Source organism: Streptomyces sp. SBT349, assembly GCF_001083795.1.
In the GTDB taxonomy this organism is placed as follows: domain Bacteria; phylum Actinomycetota; class Actinomycetes; order Streptomycetales; family Streptomycetaceae; genus Streptomyces.
The window spans coordinates 1-14,137 of record NZ_LAVK01000006.1 but is presented as its reverse complement, the minus strand read 5'-3'; the positions used below and the strand labels follow the sequence as shown (position 1 = coordinate 14,137).

Here is a 14,137-nt window from a genome sequence, read left to right as displayed (position 1 = left end):
CGTGACCGCCTACGGCCTGCTGTTCAGCGGCGTCCTGCGCCGGCTCGACCCGGAACGCGCGCACCGCCTCGCCTTCGGCCTGATCCGCGCCGCCGGGCGCGTTCCCGGACCGCGCGCCGTCGTGCGCGCCGCCTACGCACCGGCCCATCCGGAGCTGCGCGTCTCGGCGTTCGGCCTGGACCTGCCCGGCCCGTTCGGGCTCGCCGCCGGTTTCGACAAGAACGCCGTCGGCGTCGGGCCCCTGGCCGCGCTCGGCTTCGACTTCGTCGAGATCGGCACGGTCACCGCCCGCCCCCAGCCGGGCAATCCGAGGCCCCGCCTCTTCCGGCTCCCGGCCGACCGCGCCCTGGTGAACCGCATGGGCTTCAACAACGAGGGCGCCGACGCCGTCGCCGCGCGCCTGGCGGGCCTCGCCGGGCCGAGGCCCGTGGTCGGCGTCAACATCGGCAAGTCGAAGGTCGTCCCCGAATCCGAGGCCGCCGCCGACTACGCCGCCGCCACCGCGCGGCTGGCCGCCCACGCCGACTACCTCGTCGTCAACGTCTCCTCGCCCAACACCCCCGGCCTGCGCGACCTCCAGGCCGCCGACCGGCTCCGCCCGCTGCTGGCCGCCGTCCGCGCGGCGGCCGATCGCGCCACGCCGGACCGGCGCGTTCCCCTGCTGGTCAAGATCGCCCCCGACCTCGCGGACGAGGACATCGACGCGGTCGCCGACCTCTCCGTGGACCTGGGCCTGGACGGCATCATCGCGACCAACACCACCATCGCCAGGGACGGCCTGGCCAGTGAGCCCGCCGCGGTGGAGGCGGCGGGCGCGGGCGGCCTGTCGGGCGCCCCCCTGCGCGCGCGGTCGCTCGCGGTGCTGCGCCGTCTGTACGCCCGCGCCGGCGGCCGGCTCAGTCTCGTGGGTGTCGGCGGCATCGAGACCGCGGACGACGCCTGGGACCGGCTGCTGGCCGGCGCCACCCTGGTCCAGGGGTACAGCGGCTTCATCTACGCCGGACCCTCCTGGGCCCGCGCGATCCACCGGGGCCTCGCCGAGCGACTGGCCGCCAGCCCCTACGCGACGCTGGCCGACGCCGTCGGCGCCGGGGCCCGCGCCGGGGCTCGCCACGACTCCGCCGGGGCGAGCCCCGAGACCGGGAAGGACCGTTCCGCATGACCACACCCGAACCGTTCGGCGCCCGCCTGCGCCGCGCCATGGACGAACGCGGCCCGCTGGGCGTGGGCATCGACCCGCACCCGGCCCTGCTCACGGGCTGGGGGCTCGGCGACGACGCCGGTGGCCTGGAGCGCTTCTCCCGCACGGTGGTGGAGGCCCTGGCCGACCGGGTCGCGGTGCTCAAGCCGCAGTCCGCGTTCTTCGAGCGGTTCGGCTCCCGCGGCGTCGCCGTCCTGGAACGGACCGTCGCCGACGCCCGCGCGGCCGGAGCGCTGGTGGTGATGGACGTCAAGCGCGGCGACATCGGTTCGACGATGGACGCCTACGCCGCCGCGTACCTCGACAAGGGGTCCCCCCTCTTCTCCGACGCCGTCACCCTCAGCCCCTACCTGGGCTACGAATCGCTGCGCCCCGCGCTCGACCTGGCCAGGGAGGGCGGCTGCGGGGTCTTCGTTCTCGCCCTCACCTCCAACCCCGAGGGCGCCGAGGTCCAGCGGGCGGCGGCGCCCGGCGGCGTCACGGTGGCGCAGGCCGTGCTGAACCGGCTGGCCGAGGAGAACGCCGGGGCCCGGCCGCTCGGTTCGTTCGGCGCGGTGGTCGGGGCGACGATCGGCGAGGCGGGGGTGGACCTGGCGATCAACGGGCCACTGCTCGCCCCCGGGCTCGGCGCGCAGGGAGCCACGGCCGCCGATCTCCCGCGGGTCTTCGGCGGCGTGATCCGCCAGGTGCTGCCCTGTACCAGCAGGGGAGTGCTCCGGCACGGACCCGACGTCACGGCACTGCGTGCCGCCGCGGAGCACGAGGTGGCCCAGGTCACGCGATTCGCCGGTTCCGGAGCGTGACGAGGCGTCGCGATGAGGCGACGGGCGTACGCGTATGCCCTGATATGTCGGGGACGCTCCTCAGCTGACCTGGACTTTTTGTCGATTCTCCCTGACTTATTGCGGTGACGGCCGCTAGTCTCCGTCGAGAGCGGAGCACCCGAGCGCGTTGCTCGTTGCTCCTCCGGTGCGGGGCCACTAGGTTCCTCACCGTTCCATATCCGACAGTTCGACACCCGAGGTGACGTAGGCGTGGCTCTTCCGCCCCTTACCCCTGAACAGCGCGCAGCCGCGCTTGAGAAGGCCGCCGCGGCTCGCCGGGAGCGCGCCGAGGTCAAGAATCGGCTCAAGCACTCCGGCGCCTCGCTGCACGAGGTCATCAAGCAGGGCCAGGAGAACGATGTCATCGGCAAGATGAAGGTCAGCGCCCTTCTGGAGTCGATGCCCGGCGTGGGCAAGGTTCGCGCCCGCCAGATCATGGAGCGGCTCGGAATCTCCGAGAGCCGCCGGGTCCGTGGGCTCGGCTCCAACCAGATCGCCGCGCTCGAGCGCGAGTTCGGCACCAGCAAGGCCTGATGACCCCGTTTCCGCCGGCTGGATTTTCCCCGCCGCCGCGGGAGGCGGGATAATCGCCGCATGACCGATCGTCCGCGACTGACCGTGCTCTCCGGCCCCTCCGGGGTGGGCAAGAGCACGGTCGTCGCCCATCTGCGCAAGGCACACCCCGATGTGTGGCTCTCCGTCTCGGCGACCACGCGGAGACCACGCCCCGGGGAACGGCACGGCGTGCATTACCACTTCGTGGACGACGAGGAGTTCGACAAGCTGATCGCCAACGGCGAGCTGCTCGAATGGGCCGAGTTCGCCGGGCATCGCTACGGAACTCCCCGCCGTGCCGTGCTGGAGCACCTCGACGCGGGTGACCGTGTGCTCCTGGAGATCGACCTCCAGGGTGCCCGGCTGGTGCGCGAGTCCATGCCGGACGCCCGGCTGGTGTTCCTCGCGCCGCCGAGCTGGGAGGAGCTGGTCCGCCGTCTCACGGGGCGCGGCACCGAGGCTCCCGAGGTGGTCGAGCGGCGGCTCGCGGTGGCCAGGACGGAGCTCGCGGCCGAGCCCGAGTTCGACGTGACGCTGGTCAACACCTCGGTCGAGGACGTCGCCGCCGAGCTGCTAGCCTTGATTTCTTGACCACGGTAGTCGTCGTGGGGTAACTCCCGGGACATCCAGCGGAAGGCAGAGCGTGTCCTCTTCCATCACCACGCCCGAGGGCATCATCAACCCGCCGATCGACGAGCTGCTTGAGGCGACCGACTCGAAGTACAGCCTGGTGATCTACGCGGCCAAGCGCGCCCGCCAGATCAACGCGTACTACTCGCAGCTCGGCGAGGGCCTGCTGGAGTACGTCGGCCCGCTCGTGGACACGCACGTGCACGAGAAGCCGCTCTCCATCTCGCTCCGTGAGATCAACGCGGGCCTGCTGACCTCGGAAGCCGTCGAGGGCGCCACGGACTAGGTCCCTTCTCGGGATCTCCGCCCCGGGCCCGGCAGCCATCCGCTGCCGGGCCTCCGGCATGCCGTGCGGCAGGATGGCGTTTCCAGACAGACAGGGCCGACCGGCAGGTCGGCAAGCAGGCGGCACGGCAACGGAGAGGGTCCGGCGATGGAGCAGCCCAGGGTCGTTCTGGGGGTGGGCGGCGGGATCGCGGCCTACAAGGCGTGCGAGCTGCTGCGGCGGTTCACCGAGTCCGGGCACGCCGTCCGGGTCGTCCCCACCGAGTCGGCGCTGCGCTTCGTCGGCGCCGCCACCTGGGCCGCGCTCTCGGGGGCCCCCGTCGCCACGGAGGTCTGGGAGGACGTGCAGGAGGTACCGCACGTGCGGATCGGGCAGCACGCGGACCTCGTCGTCATCGCCCCCGCCACCGCGGACGTGCTCGCCAGGGCGGCCGCGGGCCGCGCGGACGACCTGCTGACCAATGTGCTGCTCACCGCGCGCTGTCCCGTCGTCTTCGCGCCCGCGATGCACACCGAGATGTGGGAGCACCCGGCCACCCGGGAGAACGTCGCCACCCTCCGCCGCCGGGGCTCCCTGGTCATCGAGCCCGCGGTGGGACGGCTCACCGGCGTGGACACCGGCAAGGGGCGACTGCCCGAGCCGGAGGCGATCTTCGAGGTCTGCCGGCGCGTGCTCCGGCGCGGGGCCGAGGCGTTCACCACCGACCTGGCGGGGCGGCACGTGGTGATCAGCGCGGGAGGGACGCGGGAGCCGCTGGACCCGGTGCGTTTCCTGGGGAACCGCTCCTCGGGCAAGCAGGGGTACGCGCTGGCGCGCACGGCCGTGGCCCGCGGCGCCCGGGTCACGCTGGTGGCGGCCAACGCCGAGCTGCCCGACCCGGCCGGGGCCGACGTGATCCGTTCGGGCACCGCCCTCGAACTGCGGGAGGCCGTGCTCAAGGCCGCGGCGGACGCGGACGCGGTGATCATGGCCGCGGCTGTCGCGGACTTCAGGCCCGCCGCCCGCGCCGAGAGCAAGATCAAGAAGCGGGAGGGCCTGGACCCCGAGCCGGTCGCCCTCGTCCGCAACCCGGACATCCTCGCCGAGCTCTCCGCCGCCCGGACGTCGGGGCGGGTCGTCGTCGGCTTCGCCGCCGAGACGGACGACGTGCTGGCCAACGGCCGCGCCAAGCTCGCGAGCAAGGGCTGCGACCTGCTCGTGGTCAACGAGGTGGGCGAGGGCCGCGCGTTCGGCACCGAGGAGAACGAGGCGGTGATCATCGAGGCCGGGGGCGGCGAGACGCCCGTGCCCTACGGGCCCAAGGAGGCTCTGGCCGATCACATCTGGGACGCGGTGGCGCGCCGGTGGTCCGCGGGGGCGCGGGAGGACTGAGGGGGGCGCGGTCTCGGAGTACGGGCGGCCTCTACCCCCCTCGGGTGTGCGGCCGTTACTGTGTCATCGGAGTTCGAGCCGACGGGGGCCGTGTCAACGGTCACGCGTGGGTACGTAGACAACTGATTGAGTCAGCAGCCGCTGCAACCGAGGGAGCGATGTGTCCCGCCGCCTTTTCACCTCCGAGTCCGTTACCGAGGGGCATCCCGACAAGATCGCCGACCAGATCAGCGACACGATTCTGGACGCCTTGCTCCGGGTGGACCCCTCCTCGCGCGTCGCGGTCGAGACGCTGATCACGACCGGTCTGGTGCATGTGGCGGGCGAGGTGACGACGCGGGCCTACGCGCCGATCGCCGCCCTGGTGCGCGAGAAGGTGCTGGAGATCGGCTACGACTCCTCGAAGAAGGGCTTCGACGGGGCCTCCTGCGGCGTCTCGGTCTCCATCGGCTCCCAGTCGGCCGACATCGCCCAGGGTGTCGACTCGGCCTACGAGGCCCGCGTCGAGGGTGAGGCCGACGAGCTCGACCGGCAGGGCGCGGGCGACCAGGGACTGATGTTCGGGTACGCCTGCGACGAGACCCCCGAGCTGATGCCGCTGCCGATCCGGCTGGCGCACCGCCTGTCGCACCGGCTCTCCGAGGTCAGGAAGAACGGCACCATCCCCTACCTGCGCCCCGACGGCAAGACGCAGGTCACCGTCGAGTACGAGGGCGACCGCGCGGTCCGCCTCGACACGGTCGTGGTCTCCAGCCAGCACGCCTCCGACATCGACCTGGACTCGCTGCTCGCGCCCGACGTCCGGGAGTTCGTCGTCGAGGCCGAGCTGAAGCTGCTGCGGGACGAGGGCATCAAGCTCGAGACCGAGGGCTACCGGCTGCTGGTGAACCCGACGGGACGCTTCGAGATCGGCGGCCCGATGGGCGACGCGGGCCTCACGGGCCGCAAGATCATCATCGACACCTACGGGGGCATGGCGCGGCACGGCGGCGGCGCGTTCTCCGGCAAGGACCCGTCCAAGGTCGACCGTTCGGCGGCGTACGCGATGCGCTGGGTCGCGAAGAACGTGGTCGCGGCCGGGCTCGCCGCCCGGTGCGAGGTGCAGGTCGCCTACGCGATCGGCAAGGCGGAGCCGGTGGGCCTGTTCGTGGAGACCTTCGGCACGGCCACGGTGGCGCCCGAACGCATCGAGCAGGCCATCTCCGAGGTGTTCGACCTCCGTCCCGCGGCGATCATTCGCGACCTGGACCTGCTGCGCCCCATCTACGCGCAGACGGCGGCCTACGGTCACTTCGGCCGCGAGCTGCCCGACTTCACGTGGGAGCGCACCGACCGCGTCGAGGCGCTCCGGTCGGCGGCGGGGGCCTGACGGCTTCGGTGTCCGAGGGGAAGCCGGGGCGCCGCGCGCCCCGGCTTCCGCCCGCCGCGTCCGGTCCGCGCTGACGGCCGGGCGCTGGCGGGGAGCGGCGGAGTGTCCTTCGGCTCTGGTTCACTGGCCGGATGGGTGACGAGGACGTGCGGGGGGAGCAGCTGGCCCTGGTCAGGGCCGCTGCCCGGCGTGCCAGGCCGCGCACCTGGCGCGATGCCGCCCTGGCCGAGGGACTGCCCGTGGCCCGGGTGCTCGTGGACAAGGGGCTGGCCCACCTCGACCGGCTGTTCGACTACGCGGTGCCCGCCACCATGGACGAGGAAGCCCGGCCCGGGGTCCGGGTCCGGGTCCGCTTCGGCGCGGGGCAGCGGGAGGGGCGGCGTGAGGGCGGGCGGCTGATCAACGGGTTCGTCGTCGAGCGACGGGCCGAGAGCGACTTCCCCGGGGTGCTCGCGCCCCTGGCGCAGGTGCTGTCGACCGAGCGCGTCCTGACCCCCGAGCTGCTGGCGCTGTGCCGGGCCGTGGCCGACCGGTACGCGGGGGCGCTGGCCGACGTGGTCTCGCTGGCGGTGCCCCCGCGCATGGCACGGGCCGAACGCGCCCCCTCGCCGCCGCCCGCGGGCGCCCCCGCCGCGCCGGGGCCTGGCGGCTGGGCGCGTTATCCGCAGGGGACCGCGTTCCTCGACGCCCTGGCCGCCGGCGGCGCGCCCCGGGCCGTGTGGACGGCGTTGCCGGGACCCGGCTGGCCCGACGAGCTGGCCCGCGCCCTGGCCACCACGCTGGCCGCTGGCCGCGGCGCGCTGGCCGTGCTGCCCGACGGGCGGGCCGCCGCCCGCGTGGACGCCGCGCTCACCGCCCTGACCGGGCCGGGACACCACGTGCTGCTCACCGCGGACTCGGGCCCCGAGGCGCGCTACCGCCGCTGGCTCGCGATCAGCAGGGGCGCGGTGCGGGGCGTGGTCGGGACGCGAGCGGCCATGTTCGCGCCGGTGCACGACCTGGGGCTCACCGCCGTCTGGGACGACGGGGACGCGGCCCACCGCGACGAACGCGCCCCCCAGCCGCACGCCAGGGACGTGCTGGTGCTGCGGGCGGGGCAGGAGAACGCGGCCCTGCTCCTCGGCGGTCACGCCGTCACCCCCGAGGCGGCGCGGCTGGTCGACACCGGCTGGGCGCGCCCGTTGCTGGCCGACCGGGAGACCGTCCGCGTCACCGCGCCGCTGGTCCGCACCGTCGGCGACGAGGACCAGGCCCGGGACTCGGCGGCCCGCTCCGCGCGGCTGCCCTCCCTGGCCTGGAACGCGCTGCGCGACGCCCTCGCGCAGGGCCCCGTGCTGATCCAGGTGCCACGGCGCGGATACGCTCCGCGCCTGGCGTGCGACCGCTGCCGCGCGCCGGCGCGCTGCGACGCGTGCCACGGCCCGCTGGCCGCCGTCGGCGCCGAGGAGGCGCTGCGCTGCGGCTGGTGCGGGGCCGAGGCACCCGACTGGCACTGCGCCGAGTGCGGCGGCGCGCGCCTGCGCGCCATCGTCGTGGGCGCTCGGCGCACGGCCGAGGAACTGGGGCGCGCGTTCCCCGCCGTGCCCGTCAGGACCTCGGGCCGCGACCACATCCTGGACACCGTGCCCGACGTCCCCGCGCTGGTGGTCAGCACCCCGGGCGCCGAGCCGGTGCCCGAGGGCCCCGGCTACGCCGCCGCCCTGCTGCTGGACGGCTGGGCGCTGCTGGGCCGCCCCGATCTGCGGGCCGCCGAGGAGGCCCTGCGCCGCTGGTTCAACGCCGCCGCTCTGGTGCGCCCGCGCGCCGAGGGGGGCGCGGTGGTGGTGCTCGCCGAGCCCACGCTGCGCCCCGTTCAGTCCCTCGTGCGCTGGGACCCCGCCGGGCACGCCCGGCGCGAGCTGGCCGACCGGGCGGCCCTCGGCTTCCCCCCGGTCTCCCGCATGGCGGCCGTCGTCGGGCCGCCCGAGGCGGTGGAGGGGCTGCTCCGCACCGCCGAACTGCCGCCCGACGCCGAGGTGCTCGGCCCGGTCCCGCTGCCGGTGTCCGAGCCCGGCAGGCCCCGCCGTACCGGGGAGCCGCCGCCCGGGGAGGGGTGGGACCGCGCGCTGGTGCGGGTGCCGCCGGGCAGCGGCGCCGCCCTCGCCGCCGCCCTGCGCACGGCCCAGGCCGCCCGGCTCGCCCGCCGTGAGGGGCCGCCGGTCAGGGTCCGCGTCGACCCTCCCGACATCGGCTGACCCCGCGGGCGCTCACCCGCTGCGCTGCCCGGGGAACGCGCCCGGCCTCGCGGGCTCGCCCCCCGCGGCTGCCGGAGGGCGCGCGGGAACGCCGCGCGCCGAGGGTACGCCCGGCGCGAGGGGCAGCTCCGCGCGCGGGGGCGCGGAGGCGACGGCGTGCTCCGGCCCGGCCCCGGGCGAGGGTGCCGGGACGGACGCCGTCACGGACCCGGGCGCGGTGGCCGGGAGAGGCGGGCCGCCCGGTGGGCCCGCCGGGCGCCGCGCGCCGTAGCGCCGGTGGACGGCCTGCTTGGTGACCCCCAGGGCCGAGCCCACCGCGTCCCAGGAGAAGCCGAGGGAGCGGTCGAAGTCCACCGCGGCCGTGACCAGGGCCTCCACACTGTCCCGGAGTTCCTGGGCGAGCCGGACCGTCGGAGCGGGGGCGCGGCCGTACACCACGAAGCCGGCCGAGGGGCCGGAGCGTCGCGGGCGGTAGACATTGCCCAGCTGTGCGGTCAGGGTGCGCAGCGCGTCCACCTGGCGGCGTACCCGCTCGATGTCCCGGACCAGCAGATGCAGGCTGGCCCGTGCCTGAGCGTCAGGGGTGGCGTGGTCGGCCATGAACAAGCCTCTCGAACCGGCGTCAAGGAAGCGGGCCCGAAATCGGCCCGTTGCGGTCAATCTGTCTTGACCAACGCGCAGCGGCGGTCTCGGTCACGCTGTTGGAGCGCATCGTCAACTCGGCGGAGCGCGCGGGGAGCTGTACGCCCCTACGGCACCGGCCCGTCGCGGAACGTAGACTGGCCAGCCGCTCCCGCACCCGTCCGAGAGGTGACATCCGCACGATGAGGCTCGTCTTCGCCGGCACGCCCGAGGTAGCCGTTCCCGCGCTGGACGCCCTGCTCACCTCCGAGCGGCACGAGGTGGCGGCCGTCGTCACCAGGCCCGACGCGCCCGCGGGCCGGGGGCGGCGCCTGGTGCCGAGCCCGGTGGCCGAGCGCGCGGCGGAGGCCGGGATCGAGATCCTGCGCCCCGCCCGCCCGCGCGAGCCCGGGTTCCTCGACCGGCTCCGCGCGATCGCCCCCGACTGCTGCCCCGTGGTCGCCTACGGCGCCCTGCTGCCCAAGGCGGCCCTGGAGATCCCGGCCAGGGGCTGGGTGAACCTGCACTTCTCGCTGCTCCCGGCCTGGCGCGGCGCCGCGCCCGTGCAGCACGCGCTGCTCGCGGGCGACGAGGTGACCGGGGCGACCACGTTCCTCATCGAGGAGGGCATGGACTCGGGCCCGGTCTTCGGCGTGCTCACCGAGGAGGTCCGCCCCGACGACACCAGCGGCGACGTGCTCACCCGGCTCGCGCTGGCCGGGGCGGGGCTGCTCGCCGCCACCATGGACGGCATCGAGGACGGCGCGCTCGTCCCCAGGCCCCAGCCGGCGGAGGGCGTCACCATGGCGCCGAAGATCACGGTCGCGGACGCCGCCGTCGACTGGCACGCGCCCGCGCTGCGCGTCCACCGCCAGGTCCGCGCCTGCACGCCGGCGCCGGGGGCGTGGACCACGTTCCGCGGGGAGCGGCTGAAGCTGCGGCAGGTCTCCCTCGCGCCCGACCGCGCCGACCTCGCCCCGGGCGAGCTCGCCGTGGACAAGCAGGCCGTGCGCGCGGGCACCGGCTCGCACGCCGTCGAGCTGGGCTGGGTGCAGCCGCAGGGCAGGAAGCCGATGCGCGCCGCCGACTGGGCCCGGGGCGTCCGCGTCGCGCCCGGCGAGCGGCTCGGCGGCGAGGCGGCCTGAAGGAGCCCTGCCCCCGCCCCGGCCGGGGCCGCCCGCGCCCGGGCCGTCGCGGCGGCCTTCCCTCCGGGTCCGCTTCGGCCTCCTGCCGCCCGGCCTTAGGCTGGAGACGCACCCGTCACGTACCACCGGAGTTGACCATCTCGTGAGCAACCCCCCCCCCCCCCCCGCCGCCACCCGGTCCCTCGCGCTGGCCCACGCCTTCGTCACCGGCGGCACGCCCTCCGACAGCGAACGCGACATCACCGTGGGCGGCGCCTCCGCCGTCCCCGTCGCCACGTTCGACGGCGTGGACTATGTGGCCCTCGGCCACCTGCACGGCTGCCAGACCCTCACCGACCGCGTGCGGTACTCCGGTTCCCCGCTGGCGTACTCGTTCTCCGAGGCCGCCCACCGCAAGTCCACCTGGCTGGTGGACCTCGACGCGGCGGGCTCCGTGCGCGCCGAGCGGCTCGACTGCCCCGTGCCCCGGCCGCTGGCCCGCGTCCGCGGCCGGCTCGACGCCCTGCTGACCGACCCCGCCCTCGCCGCCCACGAGTCCGCCTGGGTCGAGGCGACCCTCACCGACGCCGCCCGCCCCGAGGAGCCGATGGCCCGCCTGGCCGGACGCTTCCCCCACATCCTCAGCCTCGTCTTCGAGCCCGACCGGCCGCCCACCGCGCCCGCCTCCTACGCCCAGCGCCTCAGCGACCGCACCGACCAGCAGATCGCCGAGGACTTCGTCGCCCACGTCCGCGGCGGCCACGGGCCCGACCGGCGCGAGCGGGCCGCGCTGCGCGCCGCCCTCGACGCGGCCCGTCCGAAGGAGGGCTGACGCATGCGGCTGCACCGGCTCACCCTCTCCGCCTTCGGCCCCTTCCCCGCCACCCAGCGCATCGACTTCGACCAGCTCTCCGCCGCGGGGCTCTTCCTCCTGCACGGACCCACCGGCGCGGGCAAGACCTCCATCCTCGACGCCGTCTGCTACGCCCTCTACGCCTCCGTCCCGGGCGCCCGCCAGAGCAGCGCCGTCTCCCTGCGCAGCGACCACGCCGCCCCCGCCACGCCCACCGAGGTCGTCCTCGACCTCACCGTCGGCGGCAGGCGCCTGGAGATCACCCGCCGCCCCGAGCAGGAGCGCCCCAAGCGCCGCGGCACCGGCGCCACCCGGGACCGCGCCCGCTCGCTCCTGCGCGAGCACGACGCCGCCACCGGCGCCTGGCGCCCCCTCAGCGGCTCCCACCAGGAGATCGGCGACGAGCTCGGCCGCCTGCTCGGCATGAGCCGCGACCAGTTCTGCCAGGTCGTGCTGCTGCCCCAGGGCGACTTCGCCCGCTTCCTGCGCGCCGGGGCGGAGGACCGGGCCAAGCTGCTCGGCCGGCTCTTCGACACCCGCAGATTCGCCGCCGCCGAGGCGCACCTGGCCGAGCTGCGCGCCACCGCCGTCCAGCGCGTCAGGACCGGCGACGAGCGGCTGCTCGCCACCGCCCACCGCATCCAGCAGGCCGCCGCCCCGCCCCCGGCGGGTGAGGCCAACGGGCCAGAGGCCAACGGACCCGCGGCCGACGCACCCGGTGCCGACGCACCCGGGGCCGCCCGTTCCGGTACCCCCGACGGGACGCCCCTCAGCCCGGGCGACCCACACCTGGCCGACACCGTCCTCGCCTGGGCGGCCCAGGCCCGTTGCACCGCCAGGGAGCACCGCGACATCGCCGCCACCGCCCTCGCCACCGCCGAGGACGCCCACGCCGCGGCGCAGGCCCACCACGCCGTCACGGTGGAACGCGCCAGGCTCCAGCGGGCGCACGCCGACGCCCGCCGCCGCGCCGGCACCCTGGCCGCGCTCGGCGCCGAGCGGGAGGAGACCCGGGCCCGCCTCGCCCGCGCCCGCGCCGCCGACGCCGTCGCCCCGGCGCTGGCCCTGCGCGAGACCGCCGAGACCGAGCACCGCGAGGCCGCGGACGGCGAGCGCCGCGCCCGTTCCCTCCTCCCCTCCGAGCTGGCCGAGGCGCCCGCCGCGGCGCTCACCGACCGGGAACGCGCCATCCGTGAGCGGCTGGGCGCCCTCACCGCGGCGGCCCGCGCCGAGGAGCGCGCCCGGCGGCTCACCGCCGAGCTCGACCGGCTCTCCGCCGAGGGAGCCGCCGACCAGGAGCGTCTCGCGGACGCCGAGCGCCGCCTCGCCCCCTGGCCCCGGGAGCGCGAACGCCTGCGGGAGCGCGCCACCCAAACCCAGGAGGCCGCCGCCACCGCCCAGCGCGCCGCCGACCTCCTCGACCGCGCCGAGCAGCGGCTCGCCGCGGCCCGGCGCCGCGACCGCCTCGCCGCCTCCCGCCTCGACGCCGAGGAGCACCTGCTGGAGGTGCGCCGGGGAGCCGCCGACGCCTGCGCGCACTGGCTCGACCTCAAGGAGCGCAGGCTGCGCGGCATCGCCGCCGAGCTCGCCGCCGCCCTGCGCCCCGGGGATCCCTGCGCCGTCTGCGGCTCGCCCGACCACCCCCGCCCGGCCCGCGCCGACGCGCGGCACGTCGACCGCAGGGCCGAGGACGCCGCCCTCGACGCCCACCGCGCCGCCGAGAGCCGCCGCGCCCACGCGGAGCAGACGCTCGCCGCCGTCACCGCCGAGCTGGCCGCCGCGCAGGCGGCCGCGGGCGCCGACCACACCGGCGACCTGGCGGAGGCGGTCCACACGCTGAGCACCGAGCTGGCCGCCGTCCGCGCCGAGGCGGCGGGGGAGCCCGCCGCCCGCGCCGCGCTCGACGAGGCGGAGCGGGCCCACGAGGAGCTGCTCGCCCTCCGGCACGCCATCCAGCGCGGAATCGCCGCCTCCACCTCGCGCCACGAGGCCCTCCACGCCGAACGGGCCGTGCTGCGGCGGGAGATCGAGCACGCCGGGGAGGGCACGGCCGGCATCGCCCGACGCGTCGCCACCCTGAGCCACACCGCCGAGGCGCTCGCCGCCGCCACCGGCGCCGTGCGCACCGCCGAGGAGAGCGCCGACCGGCTCAAGCAGGCCGACGCCCGCGCCGCCGACGCCGCCTACCGCGCCGGGTTCCCCACCCCGCGCGCCGCCGCCGAGGCACTCGTCGGCCCCGGCACCCAGCGGGACCTCCAGGACCGCCTCGACGCCTGGGCCGCCGAGGAGGCGGCGTTCGCCGCCGTCCTCGCCGACCCCGCCGCCACGGACGCCGCCGCCCTGCCGACCGCCGACCCCGAGGCCGGCGCGGCGGCGCTGGCCGCCGCCACCGCCCGGCTGCGCACCGCGGCCTCCGGGCACGCCGCCGCCACCGCCCGCTGCGCCGAGCTCGACGTCCTCGGCGCCAGGGCCGCCGAGGACGTCTTCGCCCTGGCCCCGCTGCGCGACGAGAGCCGGCACCTCACGCGCCTCGCGGGCCTGACCGCGGGCACCTCGGCGGAGAACGAGTACCGGATGCGGCTGGAGACCTATGTGCTGGCCGCCCGGCTCGAGCAGGTCGCCGCCGCCGCCAGCGTCCGCCTCCACCGCATGTCCGCGGGCCGCTACGCCCTGATCCACTCCGATGCCAGGGCCGCCCACCGGGCCCGCTCCGGGCTCGGCCTCCAGGTGATGGACGCCTGGACCGGCCGGGCCAGGGACACCGCGAGCCTCTCCGGTGGCGAGTCCTTCTTCGTCTCCCTCGCCCTGGCCCTCGGCCTCGCCGACGTGGTCGCCGAGGAGGCGGGCGGCCGGCGCCTCGACACCCTCTTCATCGACGAGGGGTTCGGCAGCCTGGACGAGCAGTCGCTCGACGAGGTCCTCGACGTGCTCGACGCGCTCCGCGAGCACGACCGCAGCGTCGCCATCGTCAGCCACGTGCCCGACCTGCGCGGGCGCATCCCGTCCCAGCTCCAGGTGGTGAAGACCCGTCACGGCTCGACGGTCACCCACCGCACGACCCCCCTGGCC

The 14,137-nt window shown here is 76.3% G+C and carries 11 protein-coding genes and 1 pseudogene; 11 read left to right on the top strand and 1 reads right to left on the bottom strand.

Annotated features, from left to right (window positions below; all coding sequences use genetic code 11):
- Position 1: 1 nt before the first annotated feature.
- The 8 genes from ADY01_RS01525 to ADY01_RS01490 all read left to right on the top strand — a co-directional run bounded on the left by ADY01_RS01525 (position 2) and on the right by ADY01_RS01490 (position 8,470).
- Positions 2 to 1,162, top strand: coding sequence for a quinone-dependent dihydroorotate dehydrogenase (locus ADY01_RS01525; RefSeq protein ID WP_049564400.1), 1,161 nt, complete (start codon positions 2 to 4; stop codon positions 1,160 to 1,162).
- Entirely contained in the window at positions 1,159 to 2,004 is an 846-nt protein-coding gene (gene pyrF, locus ADY01_RS01520; RefSeq protein ID WP_049564399.1) for an orotidine-5'-phosphate decarboxylase, read from the top strand. Before ADY01_RS01525 ends, pyrF begins: the two co-directional genes overlap by 4 nt.
- A gap of 231 nt (positions 2,005 to 2,235) precedes the next feature.
- Entirely contained in the window at positions 2,236 to 2,559 is a 324-nt protein-coding gene (locus ADY01_RS01515) for an integration host factor (protein ID WP_049564398.1), read from the top strand.
- Between the two features lie 60 nt (positions 2,560 to 2,619).
- On the top strand, positions 2,620 to 3,171 hold the full coding sequence (gene gmk / locus ADY01_RS01510) for a guanylate kinase (RefSeq protein WP_049564396.1): 552 nt from the start codon (positions 2,620 to 2,622) through the stop codon (positions 3,169 to 3,171).
- A 52-nt stretch (positions 3,172 to 3,223) separates the two neighbouring features.
- Positions 3,224 to 3,496, top strand: coding sequence for a DNA-directed RNA polymerase subunit omega (rpoZ, locus tag ADY01_RS01505; RefSeq protein WP_049564394.1), 273 nt, complete (start codon positions 3,224 to 3,226; stop codon positions 3,494 to 3,496).
- A gap of 147 nt (positions 3,497 to 3,643) precedes the next feature.
- Positions 3,644 to 4,867 (top strand): bifunctional phosphopantothenoylcysteine decarboxylase/phosphopantothenate--cysteine ligase CoaBC, encoded by a 1,224-nt coding sequence (gene coaBC / locus ADY01_RS01500; protein WP_049564392.1) that lies wholly within the window; start codon positions 3,644 to 3,646, stop codon positions 4,865 to 4,867.
- A 160-nt stretch (positions 4,868 to 5,027) separates the two neighbouring features.
- On the top strand, positions 5,028 to 6,236 hold the full coding sequence (gene metK, locus ADY01_RS01495) for a methionine adenosyltransferase (RefSeq protein WP_049564390.1): 1,209 nt from the start codon (positions 5,028 to 5,030) through the stop codon (positions 6,234 to 6,236).
- A 131-nt stretch (positions 6,237 to 6,367) separates the two neighbouring features.
- Entirely contained in the window at positions 6,368 to 8,470 is a 2,103-nt protein-coding gene (locus tag ADY01_RS01490) for a primosomal protein N' (RefSeq protein ID WP_049564389.1), read from the top strand.
- 12 nt (positions 8,471 to 8,482) lie between these two features.
- Here ADY01_RS01490 and ADY01_RS01485 read toward each other — a convergent pair whose 3' ends face one another.
- Positions 8,483 to 9,070 carry a hypothetical protein gene (locus ADY01_RS01485; protein ID WP_049564475.1) on the bottom strand — a complete coding sequence of 196 codons (588 nt, stop codon included), beginning with the start codon at positions 9,068 to 9,070 and terminating at the stop codon, positions 8,483 to 8,485.
- 224 nt (positions 9,071 to 9,294) lie between these two features.
- On the opposite strand from ADY01_RS01485, the gene fmt reads away from it, so the two are divergent.
- The 3 genes and pseudogenes from fmt to ADY01_RS01470 all read left to right on the top strand — a co-directional run.
- Positions 9,295 to 10,236 carry a methionyl-tRNA formyltransferase gene (gene fmt, locus ADY01_RS01480; protein ID WP_049564387.1) on the top strand — a complete coding sequence of 314 codons (942 nt, stop codon included), beginning with the start codon at positions 9,295 to 9,297 and terminating at the stop codon, positions 10,234 to 10,236.
- 163 nt (positions 10,237 to 10,399) lie between these two features.
- Positions 10,400 to 11,047: pseudogene (locus tag ADY01_RS01475) on the top strand (exonuclease SbcCD subunit D); the annotation flags it as partial.
- Positions 11,048 to 11,050: 3 nt separating this feature from the next.
- The coding region (locus tag ADY01_RS01470; protein ID WP_049564385.1) for an AAA family ATPase at positions 11,051 to 14,137 on the top strand (3,087 nt) is incomplete at its 3' end.

Excerpts from the sequence above, each read along its gene's own strand:
- gmk (WP_049564396.1), top strand. The coding sequence starts at position 2,620 with ATGACCGATCGTCCGCGACTGACCGTGCTCTCCGGCCCCTCCGGGGTG.
- fmt (WP_049564387.1), top strand. The coding sequence starts at position 9,295 with ATGAGGCTCGTCTTCGCCGGCACGCCCGAGGTAGCCGTTCCCGCGCTG.
- ADY01_RS01490 (WP_049564389.1), top strand. The coding sequence starts at position 6,368 with ATGGGTGACGAGGACGTGCGGGGGGAGCAGCTGGCCCTGGTCAGGGCC.
- coaBC (WP_049564392.1), top strand. The coding sequence starts at position 3,644 with ATGGAGCAGCCCAGGGTCGTTCTGGGGGTGGGCGGCGGGATCGCGGCC.
- pyrF (WP_049564399.1), top strand. The coding sequence starts at position 1,159 with ATGACCACACCCGAACCGTTCGGCGCCCGCCTGCGCCGCGCCATGGAC.
- ADY01_RS01485 (WP_049564475.1), bottom strand. The coding sequence starts at position 9,070 with ATGGCCGACCACGCCACCCCTGACGCTCAGGCACGGGCCAGCCTGCAT.